This window comes from Thermogemmata fonticola (genome assembly GCF_013694095.1).
Classification (GTDB): Bacteria; Planctomycetota; Planctomycetia; order Gemmatales; family Gemmataceae; genus Thermogemmata; species Thermogemmata fonticola.
Window position 1 is genome coordinate 164,981 of the sequence record NZ_JACEFB010000009.1, and the last position, 21,850, is coordinate 186,830.

Consider the following 21,850-nt stretch of genomic DNA (forward strand, 5'->3'; position numbering starts at 1 on the left):
CGTCTCACCGTGTCCGAAGCGGAAACGAGGGGGAAGGAGGCGAACATGACTCTCGCGGCATCGGGTTTGACCGAGCGGCAAGTGGAACATTACCGCCGGCGCTTGGAACGGCTAGTCGCCCGCCTGCGGCCGGAGGTGCGCCATCTGGAGGCGGAAGCCTGGCGCGGCTCGGAGCAACCGGTGGCCGGGGTGGAGCTGCCGGGCATCGACACCGATCCGCCCAGCCAGGAGGAGGAGGAATACCTGGCACGGGTGCTCTGGCAAAACGAGCGGGAAATCCTGGCACAAGCCCAGGACGCCCTCACCCGCATCGCCGCTGGTACCTATGGCCTGTGCGTCCACTGCGGTGCGCCGATCGGCAAGGAACGGCTCGATCTGCTTCCCCACACCCCGTACTGCATCGACTGCGCCCGCAAGGCGGAAGCAGGAGAGCTGGACTAAAAGCGGCCCTGAAACCCCCCGCCTCTTTCCTAGGATGTGCGAGGCCTGACCATGAATCGTTCGGAAGCGCTGCGGCAGTTGCTCGAAGACCTGATCCGCGTGCTCCAGGAGCAGGTGCGCCTGCTGGAACGCACCGTGGAGCGGGTCGAACAGGTCACTGGCCATTTGGGCGTGGCGGCGGAGTATGGCATCATCGCCTCGGAGCTGGCCGCCCTGGCCGTGCGGGCACGCCAACTCGCCGAGCAAACCACCTGGGAGCCGGTGTGAACCCGCCGCTTCTCGCAGACCGCCCGAACGCGCCGACTCCTGGGGAATCGGTCGAAAACGGCTGTCCCCACCGGGGCCTCTAGCCTTCACTCCGGCTGCCTCTGGTGTCCGGCTGCCTCGGGCGACAGGGCCAGCCCGCGAACTGGGGCTGGTTTTTTTCCAACGCTGGTAAGGGGAAAGGTTCCGGTGAAATGTTCCACCCTGGAAATCCTGGGTCTGTGAGCGGACGGGGACAGATTCTCTGCGCGATTCGGAAAGGAGGGTGCATCATGTTCGTTCCAACCGGTTGGCGCGACTGGGAGCTGGTGATGGCTGCGTTGCTGTACGCCTGGGCTGCCCTGGCGGCGGCCTCCCTGTTCGCCTTCGGAGTGGCTTACGGCCTGTTCCGGGAGCATTCGCCTTCCGCGGGCGCTTCTCCGCCGGGCCAAGCCGGTCAAGCCGTGCAGGCTGCGGCTTCCACCGTGTCTTCCTCGACGGTCTACGTCACGCCAGCGCGTCCTTCCCCCGCGGCGGTCCCTGCGGCGGAGCCGAGCCGTGAAACTAGCCGGGAGTGGGCGGCGGCCAACGCCTCCTGACCAGAAGTCCCGCAGGCTCCCGGTGCGGAATCCCGCAGCGGTAGTGCCCTCTCCAATTGTATGATGAAGGTGCGGACAAGACCCCGCCCTTCAGCGTGGGGAGAGAATAGATCGGAGTGCCTGGTAAGGAGTTGACTCCGTGGAACTACCGCAATTGCATCATCCGTGGCTGATTGCCGTCTGGCCGGGGATGGGCCATGTGGCCATCAATGCGGGGATTTACCTGCTGGCCAAGCTCGGCATGAACGCCCTGGCGGAATTCGAGACCCCGGACCTCTTCGACGTGGAACAGGTGGAGGTCAAGGAAGGCCTGATCCAGCCAGTGCGCCGTCCCCGGCATCGTCTCTACGTCTGGCAGGACCCTCAGCAACGGCACGACCTGGTCGTCTTCGTCGGCGAAGCCCAGCCGCAGTGGGGCAAATACGCCTTCTGCCGCCACCTCATGGACATCGCCCGCAAGCTCAACGTCGAGCGGGTCTTCACCTTCGCCGCTATGGCCACGCAGATGCATCCCCGGCAGCGCTCCCGCGTCTTCGGCGCGACCACCGATCCCGCCTACCGGGACGAACTCAAACAACTGGAACTCCACCTGCTCCAGGACGGGCACATCGGCGGCCTCAATGGCATCCTGTTGGCAGCGGCGGCGGAAGCCCAGCTCCCCGGCACCTGCTTGCTCGGCGAAATGCCCCACATCTTCGCCCAATTCCCCTTTCCCAAGGCGTCTCTGGCCATCCTGGAAGTCTTCACCACCATCGCCCGCCTGGACCTGGACCTGACCGAACTGCAACGCGAAGCGGAACGGGTGGAAGAACAGCTTGGCGAACTGCTCGAACGCGTCCAGGAAAAGTACCGCGAGCTTCACGGTGAAGCCGAGGAGGGCGAAGAAATAGAGCCGGAGGAAGGGGAAGAAGCCGCGGAGGAAGCCGCCCCGGAAGCGGACCGCGAAACCGCCTCCGCCGAAGCCCCGGAAGACACCCGCCGCCCCGGACGCAACGGCAAACTCTCCCCCGCCGACCAGCAGCACATCGAGCAGCTCTTCACCGAGGCCGCCGCCGACCGCTCCAAAGCCTTCGAGCTGAAGCGGGAACTCGACCGCCTCGGCGTCTTCAAAGACTACGAAGACCGCTTCCTCGACCTCTTCAAAAAACCCTCCGCCTGAGCCCCCCGCCTTCCGCCTCTCCCTTCGCTCCCGCAGCCCCGGCGCGAATCTGGGGCCGGAGCCGGTGGGAGGCAGCCTGAGTCCTCACCGGGCGGGCGCTGGAGGAAAGGCCGGAGCATTTTCTTCCGCAAAATCCGCAGTCAGGGATGGACGATGGGCCTTCGCGGGGGATATAATAGGACAAAAACATGCGATTATCGGCATTCATCCAGGCCGGATCGCCGGGGGCAAGAGGGAACCATGCTGAGCAAAACCGGTTTGCATGCTGTGCGTGCGATGGTGGCGTTGGCACAACTGCCGCCAGCGGCCTATGCCGGAGCGGGGAGCATCGCCCGCCGCATCAGCGCTCCCCCGAACTATCTGGCCAAGCTCCTGCGCCTCCTGGTTGACCAGGGCCTGGTCGAATCCCAAAAGGGACTGGGCGGGGGCTTCCGCTTGGCCCGCGATCCCCGCACGATCTCCCTCTACGATGTCGTGGAACCGATCGAGCACCTGAGCCGCTGGTCCGGCTGCATTCTGGGCTTGCCAGCCTGTTCGGACTCCGCGCCTTGTCCCCTCCACGAGCGCTGGAAGGCTGTCCGCAGCGCCTATATCCAGATGCTCCAGCGGACCACTCTGGCGGACCTGGTGGCCAGAATCCCGCCGCGGCGAAAAATTCCCTCCTGAAAGCCTCCGGGGATCAGGAGGGCCTTTTTTTGAGCCTCCAAAATAGGACAATAACATGCGATTTGACGAACGGAAAACTCTCCATCGGCTGGTCAATTTCGGATAAACACATGCGATTCGAGGAATCCAGGAGGCCCCGGCTATGGCTCCGACTCCGCTTCCGATCGATGGCCTGACGATGATTCCTGAGCTATTGCGCCGCTATCCCCAGGCACGGCAGGTGCTCGACCGCTACGGCTTGCAGGGCTGTGGCGGGCCGGAGGGACCGGTCGAGTCCCTGGCTGCCTTTGCCCGCCTCCATGATGTGCCCTTGGAACGGCTGCTGGAGGAGATACGCCAGGTGCTGAGCGCTCCGCGCCCTCCGCTTTCCCCGGCGCTGCCGGCCTCGTCCGGACCGCCTCGCGGCGTAGATGCGATTTATCGCCCCTTCTTCCTGGCCGGCATTCTGGTCACGCTGACAGCGGGGGCGACGTGGGGAGCGTATCTGCTGCTGCGGATCGGCTGGGCGGGTTCGTTCCGGGCCGTGGGAGTCCATGAGATCAACGCTCACGGCCACGCCCAGATTTTCGGCTGGGTCGGCCTCTTCGTCATGGGCTTTGCTTATCAGGCATTTCCCCGGTTCAAGCACACGGTGCTGGCGTATCCGGCGCTGGCGTGGGCGAGCCTGGTGCTGATGCTGCTGGGCATCGTCGGGCGCTCGGTGGGCGAGCCGCTGGCAGAAAGCCGTGCGGCGGCGGGCGTCCTTGCGGTGGCCTCGGCCTGGCTGGAGGTGCTCGCCGTGCTCCTCTTCGTGATCGTGATCGGGGCGACCTGGCGGCGGGCGGAGCGCGGCCTGACCTGCTCCGACGGCTACATTCTCGCGGCCTTGCTCTGGTTCGCCATCCAGGCGGTTTACGAAGCGGTCTATTTGCAGGCCCTCTTGCAGACCCAGAGCCGGGAAGAACTGCTGACGTTGATTGCGGCCTGGCAGGGAGCGCTGCGGGACATCCAGATTCACGGCTTCGCCTTGCTGATGATCCTGGGCGTGACCCAGCGGGTGGTGCTCCCGGCCTACGAAATGGCCGCACCGTCCCGGCGGGGAAGTCTGGCGGCCCTGGCGCTGCTCAACCTCGCTGTGCTGGGAGAAGTTTTCGGCCTGATTCTCCTGGGGGAGTCCCGCCGGTTCTGGGCCGGCGTCTGGTATGCCTCTGTCTTGCTGCTGTCCGCCACAGTGATGACACTGGTCTGGCACTGGGGGATTTTCCGGCCGGTGCGGGAAGCGGATCGCAGCCTCAAGTTCATCCGTGCCGCCTACGCCTGGCTGCTGCTGTCGCTAGCCATGCTGGTCCTCTTGCCGGGGTATCAGTTCGGCCTGTTGCCGAAGCTGGCGCCGGAGAGCCTGGCCGTGCAGATCGGCTTTTCCCACGCCTACTACGGTGCTGCCCGCCATGCCGTCACCGTGGGGTTCATCAGCCTGATGATCCTGGGGATGGCCGCACGGGTGGTGCCCACTCTCCAGGGTGTCGATCCGCGCCGCCTGCCGCGCCTGTGGGTGCCGTTTGTCCTGCTCAACGCCGGCTGTACCCTGCGAGTCGTGGGCCAGACCATGACGGACTTCCTGCCGTCGGCGTACCCCCTCATGGCTGCCAGCGGCGTGCTGGAAGTGGCCGCACTCGCCCTTTGGAGCGGCCATCTCGTCCGTCTGATGTTCGGCGGCTGGCGTTCCCGCACGGCGGAGCTGCTGCCCTACATCCCCGGCACGCCGATCGAGGAAGGCCACAGCGTCGGCGAAATCCTCGCCCGTTACCCGGAACTGCTGGAAACATTCCTGGCCCTGGGGTTCCGCCCGTTGGCCCAATCCTGGCTGCGGCAAACGCTCGCCTATCGAGTCAGCATTGGCCAAGCCTGCCGATACCTGGGCCTGCCCACGCAGAAAGTCCTCGCCGCGCTCAATCAGGCACGCGAGGCCTTGCCGCCGTCGATGCGTTCCCTGCCTGTCCTGACGTCCTGACCGTCCGGAGATTTTTCTCGCGGGAAAAACCGAACATGACAGGAGGACTGAACGCGAACGGTTCCAGCAAACGATCCAACGAAGTTTTTTCTCGAATTTAGGAGTATATCTTTAACTACCTGCATTCCAAAGGAGTTTAGATCATGGCGATTCCGCATGCCGCTCCGGGCCAGGTCATCGATGTTCGGCCCTTGGGGTCCGCGCTGCGCCAGAGCTTGACGACGACGCTGATCAAGACGGCCCGGCTGGAGGTCATCCGCCTGGTGCTGCCCGCGGGTAAGGAAATCCCGCCGCATAAAGTGGCTGGCGAGATCACGGTGCACTGCCTGGAAGGGCGGGTGGCCTTCACGGCTCTGGGGCGGACCCAGGAGTTGGCGGCGGGCCAGATGCTCTACCTTCCCGGCCACGAGCTGCACTCCTTGCGCGGCCTGGAGGACGCCTCCGTCCTCGTCACCATTTTGCTGTGAAATCCGCGGGGGTCAAAAGGCGGATCCTTCACCTCTGGGGGAAGGCGCACCCCTGCCCGTGCTGTTCTGGTGCAGCAGTACCCTGGGACCGAGGGTCAGGGAAAACAGGACTTCAAGGGCCGGCGCAGGCGGGGTTGTCGTAAGTCCCAGGATTTGCAGTTCGTTGGCGTTATTGGCCGCGACTGGCCTCAGAACAGAGGAGTGCCCCGCGTAGGACTCGAACCTACAACCCGCTGATTAAGAGTCAGCTGCTCTGCCAGTTGAGCTAGCGGGGCGTGCCGGAGAAGGCGAACGGTCGCAGGCCGCCCATCCTGGACGATTCGACGAGGAAAGCCGAGCGGAGGATGGCCCGCGGAGATATTTTTGGAAAGACCGAGGAAAGTTTCAAGGGGCCGAAGGCGAAATCCCCCTTTCCCGCCAGCACCGGAAGGCTGAAGAACGAGAAAGGCGGGCGGCGGAGAGGGGAGTGCCGTCAGGAGGCGGCGGGCAGGTTCTGGTCCTGGTTCTGACGGGCTTCTGCGTTCTGAGGATGGTGCTGGTGATGCAGGGGAAGCAGCTCCTGACGATAGATAGGCACTTCACGGGGCGCTTCGATACCGAGGCGGATTTTGCCGCGGTCGATGTCCACCACCGTGATACAGATGTTGTCGCCGATGTAGATTTTCTCGCCCAGTTTACGACTGAGTACTAACATGGGGCATCCTCCGGAGTCCGCATCAGTCGTTCCTAAACGCTTCCTAATTTTACTTCACAAAGTGACCGGCGATGGTGGGAATTTGGCCAGAAAGGAGCCGACTTTGCGGATTGTCCAGGCTCATTTCCGGTAGATTGGGTGCGATCGTTGAAGCTGGCCGATTGGATCGGACCGTTGGGGTTGGAACCGCAAGGTCGCGGGACCTGCCGGAAGGGGAACGGAGGCGGCGCTCCGCTCCCTGTTGCCGTTCCGCCGGCGCTTCCGAGGCGGTTCGGTCTCCGGGCAGGTCGGGGTGTCCGAGTCCGGTTCAAGCGGCTTGAGGCGGCGGGCTGGCGTCCAGGCCGTGCTGCCGGAGGTATTCCAACGGCCGCGGATCGCCGGGGTAGCGGGCATCGGCGGGGTGGAAGAGGGCCTGTTTGCGGCGGGTGCGCTCCTCCAGCACGGCCAGTTTTTCGGGACTGCCGGGCGGCGCCGTCGTGGGCAAAGGCGGCAGCGGCGCGTTGCCGTTGAAGTTCCCCACCCCGCGCCGAGCGTACTTGCTCGTGGACGGATACTGCTCCTTGACACCGGGCGTGTAGTAGCAACTCCAGCACAAACCGCGGGGTCGATTCACCTTGCACTTGTGACAATGACGGCAGACAGCGGTGCTCGTAGCCATGGGCGATACCTCCTAGAAGAAAGAGCATTCTCGTGCGTCAGGCGTTCGGTGGTTCCGGTCCATCCGGTTTGGATCGATCCGGTTCGGGTCCATCCGGCGGTGTGTCTGGGCTGGGGCGGACTTCCGAGGGGTCCGGCCGGGGCTGGCGGCAGTGCCCTGCACACGGACCCAGGACCCCAGGGACGGCAGGGGGACCACTCCCCACTATCAGGCGGCGGCCAGGGTGACCGGGAAGGTGATAGGATCACTCCCGGCGATAGGATCGCTCCCCGCGATAGGATCGCGTCCTGCGGTGGAACCGTTGTCGGCGCGGGAGTCGCTCTGCGTGGCAGAGTCGCTTCCGGCGGCAGAGGCGGCGGCTGGCGCCGGCTTCGCCTGCCGTTGGGCCAAGGCCAGCTCCACCTCCGCCAGCAGTTCCCGGCGGACGATCTCCCGCGGCGTGTCGTCGTACCAGTTGAGGAAATGGCGGCAGGCGGTCGGCTCCCCCAGGCGCAGGTCCGCCTCGTAGCAGAGGCGGGCGAAATACTCCTCGACCTGGCCGACCGTCTTCAGCCCCTCGCCGCGCCAGCCGCAGTAACCCAGGGCACAGGCCGCTTCCACCGCCCAATCCATCAGGGACAACAGCGGCGGCGGCGTCGTCGTGGCCCCCTGCTGGAGCCGGGGATCGTCCGTCACCAGCCCCTCGCGCAACGCCTCCAGCGCTGCCGTGGACAGCTCCGGCACAAACCCCTCGCGCCAGACCTGCCGCCAGGCTTCGCCGCCGCAAGATGGCACCCCAGCCACCAACTGTCGATCGTGTGTCATCGTCTCACCCTCCCCGGCGAGACCGGCCGATGCGATCCCGTTGCCTCTGCCCCGTTCCGCCGGCCTCTCCGAGCGGTCCGGCCCGTGTCGGCCTGTCCGTCGCGGAACCGGGAAAACTCCTCATTCCGGCCTCGCTGCTATCTCTTATACAGATGTTCACATATGTGTCAATGTTCATGAGCGAAAAAATGCCGAAAAAACCCGGTTTTTGCCCCGCCGCGGCGAAAAACTCGCCATTGCTACCCCCGCGCACGCCCAGGAAAAGCGACATTTCTAGACAAGCTCAGCCGCAGGAAACCGCGAGGGAGACGGAGGAAGCCGAGACGGGAAAGAAGGCGGACCGGAGGGGGAAGCGCCAGCCGACAGAGAGCAGGGAGGCGGGAATGGACCGGAGGGGGAAGCGCCAGCCGACAGAGAGCAGGGAGGCGGCGGGGCGGAGACGGGCGGAGACGGAGAAGCGACAGCGAATGGGGAACAGACGGGCGGAGCGCGACGGAGTCGTGACAGCCGACGGCGGGGCAGTGTCTCTTCGGTTCGAGAAGGGTTAGGGCGGGCTGACCGGGTTTGCTAGCGAACCGCACGCTTTCCCCGCGGTGGAAATCGCCCGGCGGACCCTGAGCGGAGCGGGACGGAACCTGGAACGCCTCGCGCTTTGGCAAACAGGGTCAGGGTCAGAACAGGGTCACAGCATGGGGCGCGTGACCTCCATGGACCAGACAATTCCCCGGACATGCCCCGTCCGTTTTTCTCCCCACGCTTTTTCTCCCCACGCTACGGACGACGGACGGCCAGCCAGACGATCAGACCGATGAGGAGGAGTTGGAGGAACACAATCGTCCAATAGGTCTTTTGGAACGAGGTTTTGCGTGTCTTATGGCGCAGGACTTTTTGGGCGGCGAAAGCGGCGGGGGAACCGCCGAGGAAGGCCAACCCCTGCAAGACGCTTTCCGGGACGCGGACCAGGGATGAACCGGCGATGAGTTTGTCGTAGCTGTAGAGGGCCAACGTCGTGAGGTTGATCGCGGCCAGGTAGGCCAGGGCCGGGTGCCAACCGCCAGAGACGGCCAGGAGGAGGGCGAGGATCACCACACCACAGGCGGCTGCCAGGCCATAAAACGCCGTCGGCGACATGGCTTTGTTCCCGGGTTTGGAAGGCTCACGTATCCCCAGTCTCAGGAAGGAAGGTAAAACCAGACCTCTCCTCGTAAATTGTGTTCCGCTTATCATTGGGCTAACAAGGAATCATGTCAACCGGAATTGTCGGCGGCCGTGCGGCGCTAGCCTTGGCGCCCCGCGTGAATGTCCGCCCGGAGAACAGGGTCTGTCCGCCTCAAGCTGGGACGGTCCCAGGGGCGGGGGAGAAGGTCGAGTCAATTTGACACAGACCGGAAAAACCAACCGGCCGCTTCCGTCGTCGGAAGTGACAAACCGGAGAGAGGCGAAGTCACGAGATCGGTTCCGGCGTCGTAACGAGCCAATAAGGGAGAAGCGATGAGGCCAGCGAAGCGATGAGGCACGTAGAAGGGAGGGTACGACCATGCTGCGGCGCATGCTGTTGTGCCTGACGGCAGGGGTGCTGGGCGGGCTGTTGGTTTGGTCCGCCTTCCTGTCGTCCTCGAACGCGGGACAAGCCGACACCCAAGCGTCGCCCCCGTCAGCATCTCAGGAGAACAAGGAGAACAAAGGGAACACGGAGAAAGGCCCAAGTCCGGCGGACAAGTCGGCGAACCCGATCGGCTCCGCTCCGGGGGAGGACATCACCGCGAAAGTGCGGGAGATCAATTCGCCGCGTTACCCGGCTCCGCCGAGCCAATTCCGGGTGGGGCATGCGAAGGCGATGGCCGAAAACCGTGTGCAACTCCGACGTCAGGCCCAGGGATTCACGCTGGAGTTTCCCGCCCACGCCCCCATTCCCACGCCGACGGTCTATGAGGGCAAGCTCTACGTAGGTGGCGGCTTCCGCAGCCGACAGTTCTACTGCTTCGATGCCAAGACCGGTAAGCCGATCTGGGCGGTCGATCTGAGCGATGATGGGCCGAGTTCCGCGGTCTGTTCCGACGGCGTCGTGATCTTCAACACGGAATCCTGCACGCTCTTCGCCCTGGATGCCAACACGGGGAAGCATCTGTGGTCCTACTGGCTGGGGGACCCGCTCACGAGCACGCCGGCGATTGCCAACGGCATCGTGTTCACGTCCTACCCCTGCGCGGCGCAATGGGCGGGGCTGCCGCAGATTCCGAACCTTGGGCCGGGAGTCCCGCCGTTACCCGGAGGTCCCAAGCCGGCGAAGCCGCCCGTAGGAGGTCCCAAGCCGGCGAAGCCGCCCGTAGGAGGTCCCAAGCCGGCGAAGCCGCCCGTAGGAGGTCCCAAACCGGCTGATGAGCCGTCCCTCTCCGGTTCCCAGCCGGCCCAGACGCTAGCGGGAAGCGGCCAGCCGGCCCCAGCGGCGGGCAATCCGCCCCTGCCCCGACCGACGCATGCCTTCATCGCTATCGAGTTGAAAACCGGGAAGATTCTCTGGCAGCGCTGGATCGATAGCGACGTGATCTCGGCCCCCGTGATCGATGAGGAGGAAGTGCTGGCGGCGACGTTTGCCGGAACCCTGTACCGCTTCCAGCAACGCGATGGGACGATCGTCTCGGCTCGACGTTGTGGTGTCACCTCGGCTCCGACGGCGGTCGGCGAGCAGGTGTACTGGACCCAGCGGGCGGACCGTGATCGGCAGGTAGCGGAAGCGGTGGTGGGTGCGGAGCGGCGTAACCAAACGCTGAACTTTGCTGCGGCGCGGCAAGCCGCCCCGTATTTGGACAAGGAAGTACAGATGCGTGCCAAATTGGCCACATTCGCCAAATCCCTCGACGCGGGCAACGGTCTAGGCGCCGGTGCCCAGCAAGCCGCCAATGCCGGCGCGGCGATGTTCAATATCGGCCAGGCCAACATTTCCGCTCTCCAGGCCTTCCAGGGTTCGCGCGTGCTGTACTTCCGCCGGCAGCTTTACTCCGCGATGGGGGACAAAATTGTGTGCGTGGACGCCCAAACGGGTAAAGAAATCTGGGAGCGGAAGGTCGACGGGGATTTGCTCAAGGAAGGCGGGTATCTGGCCACCGCCCCCGCGCTCGCCGGGGACCGGCTTGTGGTGGCTACCCTCAAAGGGGAAGTCCTCCTCCTCGAACCGAGCCAGGGAAAAGTCGTGAAGACGTACACCGTGGGGCATCCGGTGCGCACCCAGCCCGCCGTGGTCGAGGGACGGGTTTACGTCAGCACGTTCGATGGCCGCGTCGTCTGCATCGACACAGGGGACGCCCAGCTGACCGGCTGGTTCACCTGGGGCGGCGACATGGGCCACACCAACCTCAGCGCCGCCAACCCCCGCGCCAAGTGACCTCAGCGCCGCCAACCCCCGCGCCCCGTGACACTTCGGGGGGAACCAACCGCTAACAGACACGCAGCAGGGGCCAAACGCGTGCGGAAGAGCACGTAGCCCTCCGGGAGACAGTCGGCGGCTGGGGAACCGCAGGAGCGCGGCTCCGCGGGCCAAGCCCTTTTTCCTCGGTGAATCAAGCCCTTTTCTCCCGCAGGTCCAGCCCCTTTACTTCGGCAGGTCCAATCCTTTCTTCGGCGGGCCAAGCTCTTTTCTCCCACGGGTGAAATGGAGCGTCGCAGGCGCACGAGGCGGCGGGGGACGGCCGGTGAAAGGTGAGGAGGCCCTAGCGGTGGGGCTGGTGGGGCCGGTGGACCGCGGTCAGTCCTGGCTCAGAGCGGGGGCGGGGAGGGGCAGGGCGGCCAGCTCCTGGCGGTAGCGGTGGATTTTGGCCACGGCCTGGGCAATCTGGAGCACGTCCTCTTCCGAGCCGCTGAGGACGGGATGGTGGAGGAGGACGCAGCGGTGGTGGGCCGCGGTGGCGTGGCGGAGGGGGGTAGCGGCGCGGTAGCGGGAGGGGGAGCGGTGCAGATGCAGGGCACGGAAGCCGGGAGCGATGGCGATCCCTTCCGCTTGCAGGGCGGCGAGGAAGTGGGCGCGGGACAGGCCGAAGGCGGCGGCGTCGTAGTCCCAGCCGAGCTTGTAGAACGCCGGCTGCGTCTGGGGTGTCTCCAGCGGGGCGAGGCGGCGCAAGGCGCCGAAGGGCGCCAGAGCCGCTTCCAGCCGGGCGGCGCGGGCGGCACGCTGAGCGGTCCGGGCGGGCAGTTGCTCAAGCTGCGGGCGCACCACGGCGGCTTGTAACTCGCTCAAAGCGGCCCATTCCTGCGGTCCGCGACGCAGCCACAGGCGCAGGCGTTGAGCCAGCCGGGCCTCGTGGCAGAGCAACGCTCCCCCGCGCCCCGCCGCCACCAGCTTGGAACCGCCGAAGCTCACCACGCCGATGTCCCCCCAGCTTCCCAAGCGCCGGCCCTGGAGTTGGCCGCCGATGGCCTGGGCTGCATCCTCGATGACGTACCACCCTCGCTGCCGGGCTAGCTCCAGCACCGCGGGCATGTCCACGATGCCGCCGTGCAAGTGGGAGCAGATCACCGCTTTGACGCGGGGGCTGGCCGCCGCCGCCAGCAGCTCCGCATCCAGTTGCCAGGACAACGCGGTGACATCGACCAGCACCGGCACCGCTCCCACGGCGTGAACGCTCAGGAAGTTCCCCTCGTAGTCGTAGGCGGCTAGCAGGACTTCATCCCCCGCTCCGACGCCGCAGGCCCGCAAGGCCGCCTCCACCGCCAGCGTCCCACTGGCGCAGAGGAGCACGTGCGGCACCTGGAAAAACTCGGCCAGCTCCGCGCTGAGCGCCTCGGACTGCTCGCTGTGGTACCGTCCCCACAGTCCCGCCGCCGCCGCTCGCCGCAGGGCTTCCTCCACGGCGGCATTGGTGCCCGGCCAGAGGGGCGGGCCGTCCGGCCGCACCGGCCTTCCCCCCAGCAGGGCCGGCCGCTCCTCGCTCCCCGCACACCTTCGGTTCATCCCTTCGCTGCTCTCCGTGTTCGCGTTGCTTCTGCTCGCCCCTGTTTCCTTCCCCCCTGGCGGTGCTGCCAGCTCCACCCAGGGACGCCGAAAGCGCAGGCGTCCCGCTTCGCTTGGTCCCTGGTTTCTCCGGTTGGGCTTCCGCCTTTCCCTGGATAATATGTCGCTACCCGATGCGCAGGGAGATGGGCCGGCTCGCGCTCAGAGCCGCAGGTCGTGATCGGTTTCCAAGGTGAAGCTGCAAAACGTCCACTCGACGATGGAGCCGGGGTGCACGATGCCCCAGCCGCTGTGAGTTTGGGCTTGCTGCCCCCAGCGGATGGTGAATTGCTCGCCGTCCGGGACGCGGACGCCCAGGCCCTCCGTCGAGCGGCACAAACAGAGGTCCCCAGGGGGGGAATGCCCGTTGACCGGGCGTGGCAGCGGGATGTGCGCGTGCGCATGCCGCCCCAGGACCACCTGCTGACCCATGAGAATGACCGCATCGATGGCCAAAGGCAGACGATGCCCGCTGGTGATCCGCAACACCGCCGTCTGAAACAGCGGATGGGGCTGGAGAAAATGCAACTCGCAGGTGTCCCCCAGGGTGATGCGGTCCCCATCCCGCAGCAGGTCCGACGTCTGCTGCACCCGCCGACCGTTGAGGAAAACATTGTTATGGCTCGTTTCCAGCCAAAACCCCTCGCTATCGAAGCAAAACTCCGCCTGGCAGCGGGGTAGATCGGCGCAGATCGGAATCGCCGGCGGATGATCGTAACCATGCCCCCCGATGCTGACCCCATTGTTCAAACAAACGAGATACGCCCCGACGTGATGGACCCACAAGAGCAGGCGCGAGGGGATGCCCGCCGGCGGATGGGGCAACGTCCGCGCAGGAGTTGGCAAGGGCGTGGGCCGGGACAGCGGCAGCGCAGACACGCTGCGCGCGCTGGGAACATGCGTCAAAGTCCGGGGGGAACCTGCCCCAGAGGGCGGACTCGCCAGCGCGACGGGTAACTGCCGCAAGGCTTGCCAACTCTGAACGTGCAATTCCTGGGCGTGACGATAATCCGGGGCGGCCGCCAGCACCTGTTCCGCCGCGAGAATCACCGCCTCATGGTCCCCGTTGCGGACGGCCTGCAACAGCCGAGGCAAGGCCGACTCAAACTGCGCCCGCCGCTGCTGCAACTCCTCCCTCAGCGCTTGATACTCCGCCGTAAACCACTCCGGCACCGCCAGCCGCTTGTACTGCTGCCAGGCCTCCTCGAACTGCCCACGCTGCGCGGACTGAAGCACCTGCGAATAATCCCGCACCAACTCATACAACGGTTCCAGCAGATCGAACGACACCTTCCGCTGGCTGAGACGGTCGAGCACGCGGACCGCCTCCTCCAGATCACGCCGCCCCAGCATCGCCCGAAAGCGCCGCATCTCCCGTTCCGTCAACTTCGCGCGCAGCTCCGCCAAGCTCGGATTGCCGGGATGCAACTCTTCCGCCCGCAGCAGGTCTTGCCAGGCCGAAGCATACTGGCCGCTGCACAACGACCGCTGAACCCGCACCACATAAGCCTGCGCCAGCTTCCGCGCCAGCCGAAAAGCCCGCCAATACCCCTTCTGTAGTGGCTCGCGCAGCCGCTCCTCGGCTTCTTCCAGACGCCCCTGGGCCATCGCCTCCCGCGCCTGTCGCATCTTGAGCCACATCGACTCGGCCATTCGTATTTCCCTCGCACCGCCCGCCGCGGCTCGTTCCCTCCGCCCAGGCCGTTCCCTCCGCTGGGGCGATTCTCTGCGGTTGGGGGCGTCCGTGCTGGCGATCCGCATTCCCTGGCACCAGGCCGTTCCCTCCGCTGGGGCGATTCTCTGCGGTTGGGGGCGTCCGTGCTGGCGATCCGCATTCCCTGGCACCAGGCGATTCCCCCGGATCCCCTTGATCTCCGGTTTGACCGGGAACCCCGCCAGGCGGTTCCTCCTGGCCCTGGCCTCCTCCGCCTGCCAGAAAATCGAGGCACTCTAGTTTACCACGACCCCGACCCTTTGGGAATCCGGTAGGCCGCCCGTGTCCGGCGATGAGTCCAGAAGCAGGCCGCAAGCCGCTTTGGGAATCCCTAGGTGCGATCCCGTTCGGGGTAGAGGGAGGTTCCAGGACGGCCACGAGTCTATTTGAGAATTGCGAAGTCCAACCCGCTTCAGCGACGGGTCGAGGGAGAAACTTCGCTCTCTTTCAAGCTCTGTCTTCTAGGACGGTGTGGTGTTCTCGCCTCGTGTCGGGGAAGGAGGCGGCGATGGGGATGGGGGAGGGGAAGCGGCTTGCGCCCGGTCGATGAGCGCCTGCCATTCTGCCGCTTCCTTCTGCAACTCCGCGATCTCCTCGTGCAGCTCTTCGATGCGCTGCTGGATGCGGGCCAGGCGCTTCTGGGGCGTCTGACCGAGCAGCCGCGCCACCCCTTCCACCAATAGCAGGGCATGGAAGGCTTTCGTAGCCAAACCGCGCAGGCGGTAGAGTTGCTGCAAGCGGGCGATCTACTCCGGACTCAAGGCGCGGCCCAGGCGGACCAAGCGGGCCAGCGGGGCGGCGTCGATCCACTTGGTCAACAGGAACTCCAGCATCGGCAGCACCACGATCGCCACGTCCAGCCAGCGATCTTTGGCCAGGGACAACGGCCGAGGATGCACCGATACCTTGAGAATAAACTCCGTGGCAAAGGCGATCCAGATCACGGCAATCCCGATGTCCAGACCCAGGGCCAGAAGGACGTTCTCCTTGATCTGCTCCGCCTGAAGATACTCGATGAGCAGCAACGGAAGAATCAAAAAGGCGAACAGGACCATCGGCACAGCGAAGGCCCGCTCCAGTTTTTTGAACACGGTCTTACCGGGGCAGCACCAGCCGAGGCGCGGCAGCCAGATCATCCGAAAGCGGGGATCGAGCCACCCCAGGCGAAACGGCGGAAAGAGCAACACCAGCAGCAAGCGCCACACCACCCGGCGCAGGGGCTGACGCCGGTCCCGCTGCCACACTCCCAGTAGCGCTTCCACCGCAAACACCGGCCAGAGGAGAATCAGGCAGCCGTAGATCAAAAACAGCTCCACCTGCGTGACGGTCGGCGTGGTGGCCCGATGCACCAGCCCCGCGACCACGAGCAAATAGCCGAAAGCCAGAGTGAACATGAAGGCGGCGCGGAAATTGTCCGCGGAACTCGGAGCCGCAGGGGAGGCAGGGGAGTCAGCAGAGTCCGCAGACCCCGGCAGTGTCGAGGCGGTGGCAGCGGGAGGGAGGGAAGGGGTCAAATCCGGCGGTGTCGTGAGGTTGGCATCGGCTGGTGATGTCGAGGCGGCGACAGCGGAGGCAGCGGAGGCAGGGGCATCGGGGCCAATCGGCGGGGTAGGGGAAGGTTCAAGCGTTGTGTTGGACATGGTTTTGTCAGTGGCGGTCAGCGGAGCGGCTGGCGAAGGGGCGGCGTTGGGGCCGTCGGGGTGGGGAGAGGCTGTTTGCGGCAGTAATTCCTGGGGAGGTGCAGAGGGGAGGGTGTTGTCGGGGCGGGTTGGTGTCATCGGTCGATCTCCGCAGCGCCCCCGTGGGGGAATGGCCGAGCCGGCGGTTTCAGGAGCGGCGGGGGAGCAATTCGTCAGCTCCTTCGGCGCGCAGGAGGGCGGCCAGTTCCACGCCGATGGCTTGGGGGGTGTGGGCGGGTCCTTCGTGGGTGGCGGCGAGGCAGCGTTGGCCGTCCGGGGACAGGACGACGGCCCGCAGGGTCAGCGTGGGGCCGCTCAGGCGGGAGTGGGCGCCGAGGGGCAAGAGGCAACCGCCGCCGAGGGCCGCCAGCAAGGCCCGCTCCGCCTGCACGCAGGTCCAGGTGGCCGGGTCGTTCAACGGTTCCACCATCAGGCGTGTGGCGCGATCCGTGCTGCGGCATTCGATGCCGATGGCGCCCTGGCCCACCGCCGGCAACATCCAGCGGACATCGAGCACTTCGCGGATGTACTCACGTCGGCCCAGGCGTGTCAGTCCAGCTTCGGCCAGAACGATAGCGTCGTATTGTCCGGCTTCCAGTTTGCGCAGGCGTGTGTCCACGTTGCCCCGCAGGTCGACGAGGCGCAGGTCCGGGCGGCGGTGCCAAAGCTGGGCGCGGCGGCGGAGCGAGCTGGTGCCGACGACGGCCCCTTCCGGCAAATCCTCGAAGCGGCTGTAGCGCACGGAGACGAAGGCATCCCCCACCGGTCCGCGGGGCAGCACGGCGACGCATTCGATCCCCGGCACGGGCAGCGTCGGCAGGTCCTTGAGGCTGTGCACCGCCAGGTCCACGCGTCCGTCCAGCAGGGCCTGTTGGATCGCTTTGGTGAAGACGCCGAAGCCGCCGAGGCTCGACAGCGCCGCGGCCTGGTCGCGGTCTCCGTGCGTCTCGAGGGGGACGATTTCGACGGGTCGGGGGGCGGCCAGGGGGGCCAAGCGGTCGGCCACCTGCTGCGCCTGCCACAGGGCCAGGGCACTGCCGCGCGTTCCGATCCGCAAGGGTGCAGTCATGGCACTGGCTCTCCGCTTCCGCGCCGCTTTTGGGGCTCTGCCGCTCCGCCGTCCGCCTCGCTTTCCCGCTCTGATCCCCGCGGCGCTCCGTGTTCCCGCAGCCACCGCTGCAAGCGCGCCACGCTCTCCGACGGCGGAAGAAAACCCGCTTCCAGCCGGTGCCGTTCCTGCGGTTCGTTCTCCGCTCGGTTCAGGGCCAGCCACACCGGCTGCCGGCTCTGCGGATCGTCGGCATAGCGCGGGAACAGATGCCAGTGCAAGTGCGGCACCTGATTGCCCAGCAGTTCGTAGTTCAGCTTGTGCGGCTGGAAGCAGGCTTCGATGGCCTCGGCCAGAAGGGCCATCTCTTCCAGAAAGGGCGTCCGGCGGGCACCGAGTTGGCTCAGCTCCGTGACATGCTCGCGGCTGACCAGCAGGCAGTAACCGGTGTAATACTGCCAGGGGCCGAGCACCGCCACGCTGTGGGGGAAGGCCCACACTTGCCGTGCGCCCCAGTGCTGCTGGGGGTCCGCCAGGGCTGCACACAGCGGGCAGGACGATGGTTCAGACATGCGGACCTCGCAGTCCTCCGAGCTGGTTCAGCCGGAAGGGGCACGGGGGAATGGAGCCGCGGCGCGTAAGCCCCTGCGGACCGTTAGAAGTCCCCGCCGCCATCGCCGCCGAAGTCGCCCCCACCGAAGTCGCCCCCGCCCCAGTCGCCGCCGCCCCAATCCCCACCGCCGGCATCCCCGCCGGTATCGCCCGTATCGAAGCTGCCGCCGGCTCCGGTGTCGCCGCTGAAGTCCCCTTCGCCCGCCACCCCGCCGGAGCTGCCCGCCTCCGCGCTGCCCAGCCCGCTGCTGTCCCCGCCCCAGAAGCTGCTGCCGCCGAAGAGGTGATTGTACAGCCACATGCCCGCCATCGCGCCGAACAGCCCGCCGAGCAGGGAGGAGAAGAAGCCGCCGCCTCCGCCGCCCCCCGCTGCCGGTGCCGTCCCCGCGCCGCTGAGCGCCCGGATGAAGCCGACGATCAGCCACAGGGCCAACAGCGCCACCAAACCGATGCAAATCCACCCCGCCAGGCTATTGCCTTCCAGCTCCTGCACCGCTTTGGCCGGCCCCGGAAGACCCGCCCGCTGCCCCCCGCTGCTCGTCGGCGGGGTCGTATTCCGCAGGTCCTCCACCACAAACTGCACCGCCGCCACCAGGGCCTTGTCCCGCCGTTCTACCGCTTGTTCCGGCTTCTCCTTCTCCAGTTTCGCCGCCTCCCGGAACCCTTCCAGCAGAATGTCCCGTAGCTTCCGCTCGTCCGCTTCGCTCAAGCCCCGCTCCCGTGTCGCCTTGTCTGCGATCACCTGCACATAGCCGGGACTGCGGCAGACCAGAATGTAAATGCCCCGCGCCTTGTCCGCGGTCGCCAACTCGCGCGCCAGCTCCAGGAAAAACTTGCCCCGCTGCTTCTCGTCTTTGGGCACCTCCCGTCCCTGCGGCGGATGCGCCAGCACATCGACCGTCAGCACCAGACCGCCGTTGAAGAGCGTCTTCTCCATCACCTCCTTGGCCTGGGCGATCCCTTTGTCACTGAAAAAGCCGCTGGCATCGTTGAGGTACACATGCAAGGCCCCGGGCGCCTGCAGGCTGCTTCCCTCGCCGCGCACCCGCTCCGCCCCCCAGCCGCACAGCCCCAGCGCTACGAGTACCGCCAAAACCCGGCTCGCGCTCCCTGGTATCGTCCGTGGCATGGTTGGTGTCTCCTGTTTGGAAAAAGGCGTGAAAACACCCTCGCGTTTTCACCGCCGGCCTTCACCGCCGTCACTCGGTGATTCGCCCAGCCTTCGCCTGTATTTTATGCCCTCTCTGCCGCCCCTACCAGCCGCTCCGTGAGCCACCCCGTGAGCCGCCCCGCGCCTCCCCCGCCGGATCAATCCCTCCGCCGTCTCCGTCTCCGCCGTCTCCGTTCCCGCCGCCATTTTCCGCTCCCCGCGCAGGACATGTTCTATGTTTGCTAGCGATAGTTCCTGTGACGCCCGAAGGCCGCGGCAGGACCGCCTCCCGTTCCGGCACGCCCACCGGCCTGGTTCCCCACGGTCGCCCCGTTGTTCCGGTCCCCCGCTTGCGGCGGCGTGACCCTGCGGAGTCCCTGCGCATGCGCTTCATCATCGCCAACGAATTCTACGAGCAAATGCGGCAGATCGCCGATCACCCCCCGGATTGCTACGTCCGCCCCGGCGAATACCTCCACCACCTCTACATCGACGGCGTCAAATACGTGGTCGCCCCCGCCGTCTACGACTGCCTGCAACAAGCCGAAGCCAAAAACGACGCCGAAGCCATCGCCCACCTGCGCCTCCACTGGCAGCATTACCTGGCCCTGCGCGCCGAAGCCGAACAACTCGGCGCCCTCTCCGACGAAGTCACCCTCCTCGGCGACCCGCCCCCCGACGACAACGCCGCCCCCCCCACACCCGCCGCGCCCCCCTATGCACCCCCCATCCCCACCCGCTGGGAAGACCTCGGCCTGGACCTCGCCTTCCTCTACGACCTCATCCTCCGCACCCTCTTTGCCCGCGGCCAACTCCCCGCCGGCGAACTCGCCCGCACCCTCGCCCTCCCCTTCGGCCTCCTCAACCCCCTCCTGCAAAACATGCGCAAACAGGCCCTCATCGACATCGTCGCCCAGCACGGCCACGCCGGCGATGCCGGCTTCGTCTACGCCCTCAAACCCCCCAAAGGCAACGAAGCCCTCACCCTCGCCCTCGAAAAAACCACCTACGTCGGACCCGCTCCCGTCCCCTACCACGACTACGTCGAAACCGTCCTCGCCCAATCCATCCGACGACTCGTCGTCACCCGACGCACCATCCGCCAGGCCTTCCAAGACCTCGTCCTCGCCGAAGACCTCCTCCACCAAATCGGCCCCGCCATCAACTCCGCCCAGTCCATCTTCTTCTTCGGCTACCCCGGCAACGGCAAATCCAGCATCGCCGAACGCATCACCCGCCTCATGCACGATACCATCTACATCCCCCACGCCGTCGAAGTCCACGGCCAGGTCATCAAACTCTATGACCCCGTCCTCCACCACGCCGTCCCACCCGAATCCCCCGCTAACCCCGACGATCCCCCCCTCGCCCACGCTGCCCCCGCCGACCCCCGCTTCCTCCGCATCCAGCGACCCACCATCATCGTCGGCGGCGAACTCACCCTCGACATGCTCGACCTGCGCTACAACCCCACCACCCGACTCTACGAAGCCCCCCTGCAAATGAAAGCCAACGGCGGCGTCTTCATGATCGACGACTTCGGACGACAACAAGTCCGACCCATGGACCTCCTCAACCGCTGGATCATCCCCCTCGAAAAACACTACGACTACCTCACCACCGCCAGCGGCAACAAAATCGAAATCCCCTTCGATCAGCTCCTCATCTTCAGCACCAACCTCGACCCCCACCAGCTCGCCGACGAAGCCTTCCTCCGCCGCATCAAATTCAAAATCGAAGTCCGCAACCCCGACGAACACCAATACCGCCAGGTCTGGCAACTCGTCTGCCACACCCGCCGCATCCCCTACGACGAAGACGGCATCAACTACCTCATCGACAAATGGTACCGCCCCTACCAACGCCCCTTCCGCATGTGCCACCCCCGCGACCTGCTCGACCAAATGATCGCCATCGCCAAATACAACCTCGAACGCGTCAACTTCAGCCCGGACCTCATCGACGCCGCCTGCGCCACCTACTTCGTCAGCCAGGAGAAAAAAGACTTCGGCGCCCAACTCCGCCTGAGCTAAGCCCCTTATGGCCTGTAGACTTTCTCACTGACACCGCTCAGTCATACCACCCTTGGCTTTCCTTCTCCCCGCTTCCCCTCTGCCTTGGGCTTACCTTGAAGCTCAACGACAGCAGGGGGCGGACTAAGCTGGAAAAGCGCGCTGCGATGAGGTAGCATAGTCATTTGGCAGCATTACATCTCCGGTCGGGGCGTGTCTGACTCTGCCGCCGTATCTCCCCTTCAGGAGACCTCCATGTCAATCCTAGTTGCCTGCCCAAGTTGTGGTGCGCGGCTGAAAGTCCCGGATAACGCTGCGGGCAAGACCGTGCAGTGCCCCAAATGCGGCACGAACATGCTGGTACCATCCTCCTCGCCGTCCTCGTCCTCTGGTGGTTATCCCGGTGGTTACGAAGCCGTCGACCGTCCCCCAGAGGAATCCTCACCGTTCGATGAGGACTTCAGACCGTCCCCACGCGTCCGGAAGCGGCGGGATGCCCAAAGGATCGTGACAAAAATCGGCGTTCTCTCCGCCGGCAAGGTTATGGGTCTCCTCAATGCCTTGATCGGACTGATTTTTGGCGTCTTGATGACCTTCTTATCCCTCCTCGGTATGGCTGTCGGTGGCAACCAGCAAGGAGGGGGAGGAGTTTTCGCCATCATCTTTGGCTTCGGTGCCATCATCTGCGCCCCCATCCTCTATGGCCTGGTGGGCTTCGTCGGCGGCATAGTGGGGGCCCTACTTTACAACCTCGTGGCCGCCCTCGTGGGAGGCATCGAACTCGAAGTGGGATGAACTGCACTTCCCCCAATTTCCCCCAGTCAGTCGTGAGAACAAAACCCCTCCGGCGAGAAAACAGGGACACATCATCGAAAGCGGTCCACGCCGTGGGCTAAGCCCCCTGCTTGACTCCGAAGCCTAACACCAAAT

General features: G+C 65.7%; 21 protein-coding genes and 1 tRNA gene. 10 read left to right on the top strand and 12 right to left on the bottom strand.

From position 1 onward, the window contains the following. Positions 1–45 precede the first annotated feature (45 nt). The 7 genes from H0921_RS12565 to H0921_RS12595 all read left to right on the top strand — a co-directional run bounded on the left by H0921_RS12565 (position 46) and on the right by H0921_RS12595 (position 5,565). Positions 46–441 carry a TraR/DksA family transcriptional regulator gene (locus H0921_RS12565; RefSeq protein WP_228499581.1) on the top strand — a complete coding sequence of 132 codons (396 nt, stop codon included), beginning with the start codon at positions 46–48 and terminating at the stop codon, positions 439–441. 51 nt (positions 442–492) lie between these two features. Further along, a complete protein-coding gene (locus tag H0921_RS12570; protein WP_194538611.1) occupies positions 493–708 on the top strand; it encodes a hypothetical protein in 216 nt (71 codons plus the stop codon). A gap of 269 nt (positions 709–977) precedes the next feature. Further along, a complete protein-coding gene (locus H0921_RS12575; protein ID WP_194538612.1) occupies positions 978–1,283 on the top strand; it encodes a hypothetical protein in 306 nt (101 codons plus the stop codon). Positions 1,284–1,422: 139 nt separating this feature from the next. Further along, positions 1,423–2,442, top strand: a complete 1,020-nt coding sequence (locus tag H0921_RS12580) for a PAC2 family protein (protein WP_194538614.1) — start codon at positions 1,423–1,425, stop codon at positions 2,440–2,442. 240 nt (positions 2,443–2,682) lie between these two features. After that, the gene (locus H0921_RS12585) at positions 2,683–3,108 is read left to right on the top strand and encodes an RrF2 family transcriptional regulator (protein WP_194538617.1); all 426 of its coding nucleotides are present in this window, start codon (positions 2,683–2,685) and stop codon (positions 3,106–3,108) included. A gap of 142 nt (positions 3,109–3,250) precedes the next feature. Then, positions 3,251–5,098 carry an NnrS family protein gene (locus H0921_RS12590; protein WP_194538619.1) on the top strand — a complete coding sequence of 616 codons (1,848 nt, stop codon included), beginning with the start codon at positions 3,251–3,253 and terminating at the stop codon, positions 5,096–5,098. Between the two features lie 143 nt (positions 5,099–5,241). Next, a complete protein-coding gene (locus tag H0921_RS12595; RefSeq protein WP_194538621.1) occupies positions 5,242–5,565 on the top strand; it encodes a cupin domain-containing protein in 324 nt (107 codons plus the stop codon). A 202-nt stretch (positions 5,566–5,767) separates the two neighbouring features. On the opposite strand, the gene H0921_RS12600 is transcribed toward H0921_RS12595, so the two are convergent. From H0921_RS12600 to H0921_RS12620, 5 genes are all read right to left on the bottom strand, one after another. Then, positions 5,768–5,840, bottom strand: a tRNA-Lys gene (locus H0921_RS12600). 197 nt (positions 5,841–6,037) lie between these two features. Beyond that, positions 6,038–6,259 (bottom strand): carbon storage regulator, encoded by a 222-nt coding sequence (locus tag H0921_RS12605; protein ID WP_228499584.1) that lies wholly within the window; start codon positions 6,257–6,259, stop codon positions 6,038–6,040. A 307-nt stretch (positions 6,260–6,566) separates the two neighbouring features. Next, on the bottom strand, positions 6,567–6,917 hold the full coding sequence (locus H0921_RS12610) for a hypothetical protein (protein WP_194538623.1): 351 nt from the start codon (positions 6,915–6,917) through the stop codon (positions 6,567–6,569). A gap of 207 nt (positions 6,918–7,124) precedes the next feature. Next, a complete protein-coding gene (locus H0921_RS12615) occupies positions 7,125–7,721 on the bottom strand; it encodes a hypothetical protein (protein WP_194538625.1) in 597 nt (198 codons plus the stop codon). Positions 7,722–8,492: 771 nt separating this feature from the next. Continuing rightward, entirely contained in the window at positions 8,493–8,852 is a 360-nt protein-coding gene (locus tag H0921_RS12620; RefSeq protein ID WP_194538627.1) for a DUF1294 domain-containing protein, read from the bottom strand. A 406-nt stretch (positions 8,853–9,258) separates the two neighbouring features. Here H0921_RS12620 and H0921_RS18240 point away from each other — a divergent pair, with 406 nt between their 5' ends. Continuing rightward, entirely contained in the window at positions 9,259–11,103 is a 1,845-nt protein-coding gene (locus tag H0921_RS18240; protein ID WP_194538629.1) for an outer membrane protein assembly factor BamB family protein, read from the top strand. A 360-nt stretch (positions 11,104–11,463) separates the two neighbouring features. Here H0921_RS18240 and H0921_RS12630 read toward each other — a convergent pair whose 3' ends face one another. The 7 genes from H0921_RS12630 to H0921_RS12660 form a co-directional block, all read right to left on the bottom strand. Then, on the bottom strand, positions 11,464–12,666 hold the full coding sequence (locus H0921_RS12630; protein ID WP_194538631.1) for a DegT/DnrJ/EryC1/StrS family aminotransferase: 1,203 nt from the start codon (positions 12,664–12,666) through the stop codon (positions 11,464–11,466). A 201-nt stretch (positions 12,667–12,867) separates the two neighbouring features. Further along, entirely contained in the window at positions 12,868–14,358 is a 1,491-nt protein-coding gene (locus H0921_RS12635) for an FHA domain-containing protein (RefSeq protein ID WP_194538633.1), read from the bottom strand. Positions 14,359–14,880: 522 nt separating this feature from the next. Next, positions 14,881–15,156 (bottom strand): hypothetical protein, encoded by a 276-nt coding sequence (locus H0921_RS12640; protein WP_194538637.1) that lies wholly within the window; start codon positions 15,154–15,156, stop codon positions 14,881–14,883. 9 nt (positions 15,157–15,165) lie between these two features. Continuing rightward, the gene (locus H0921_RS12645; protein ID WP_194538639.1) at positions 15,166–16,197 is read right to left on the bottom strand and encodes a hypothetical protein; all 1,032 of its coding nucleotides are present in this window, start codon (positions 16,195–16,197) and stop codon (positions 15,166–15,168) included. Positions 16,198–16,246: 49 nt separating this feature from the next. After that, on the bottom strand, positions 16,247–17,167 hold the full coding sequence (gene hemC / locus H0921_RS12650) for a hydroxymethylbilane synthase (protein WP_194538641.1): 921 nt from the start codon (positions 17,165–17,167) through the stop codon (positions 16,247–16,249). Continuing rightward, complete coding sequence (locus H0921_RS12655) at positions 17,164–17,718, bottom strand: HIT family protein (protein WP_194538643.1); 555 nt, start codon at positions 17,716–17,718, stop codon at positions 17,164–17,166. The genes hemC and H0921_RS12655 overlap by 4 nt, the downstream gene beginning before the upstream one ends. A gap of 83 nt (positions 17,719–17,801) precedes the next feature. Further along, positions 17,802–18,887 carry a hypothetical protein gene (locus H0921_RS12660; RefSeq protein ID WP_194538644.1) on the bottom strand — a complete coding sequence of 362 codons (1,086 nt, stop codon included), beginning with the start codon at positions 18,885–18,887 and terminating at the stop codon, positions 17,802–17,804. A gap of 260 nt (positions 18,888–19,147) precedes the next feature. Here H0921_RS12660 and H0921_RS12665 point away from each other — a divergent pair, with 260 nt between their 5' ends. Both H0921_RS12665 and H0921_RS12670 read left to right on the top strand, forming a co-directional pair. Continuing rightward, complete coding sequence (locus H0921_RS12665) at positions 19,148–20,941, top strand: ATP-binding protein (RefSeq protein ID WP_228499587.1); 1,794 nt, start codon at positions 19,148–19,150, stop codon at positions 20,939–20,941. Positions 20,942–21,175: 234 nt separating this feature from the next. After that, positions 21,176–21,715: an MJ0042-type zinc finger domain-containing protein gene (locus H0921_RS12670; protein ID WP_194538646.1), complete on the top strand. Its 540-nt coding sequence runs from the start codon at positions 21,176–21,178 to the stop codon at positions 21,713–21,715. The last annotated feature ends 135 nt before the right edge of the window (positions 21,716–21,850 follow it).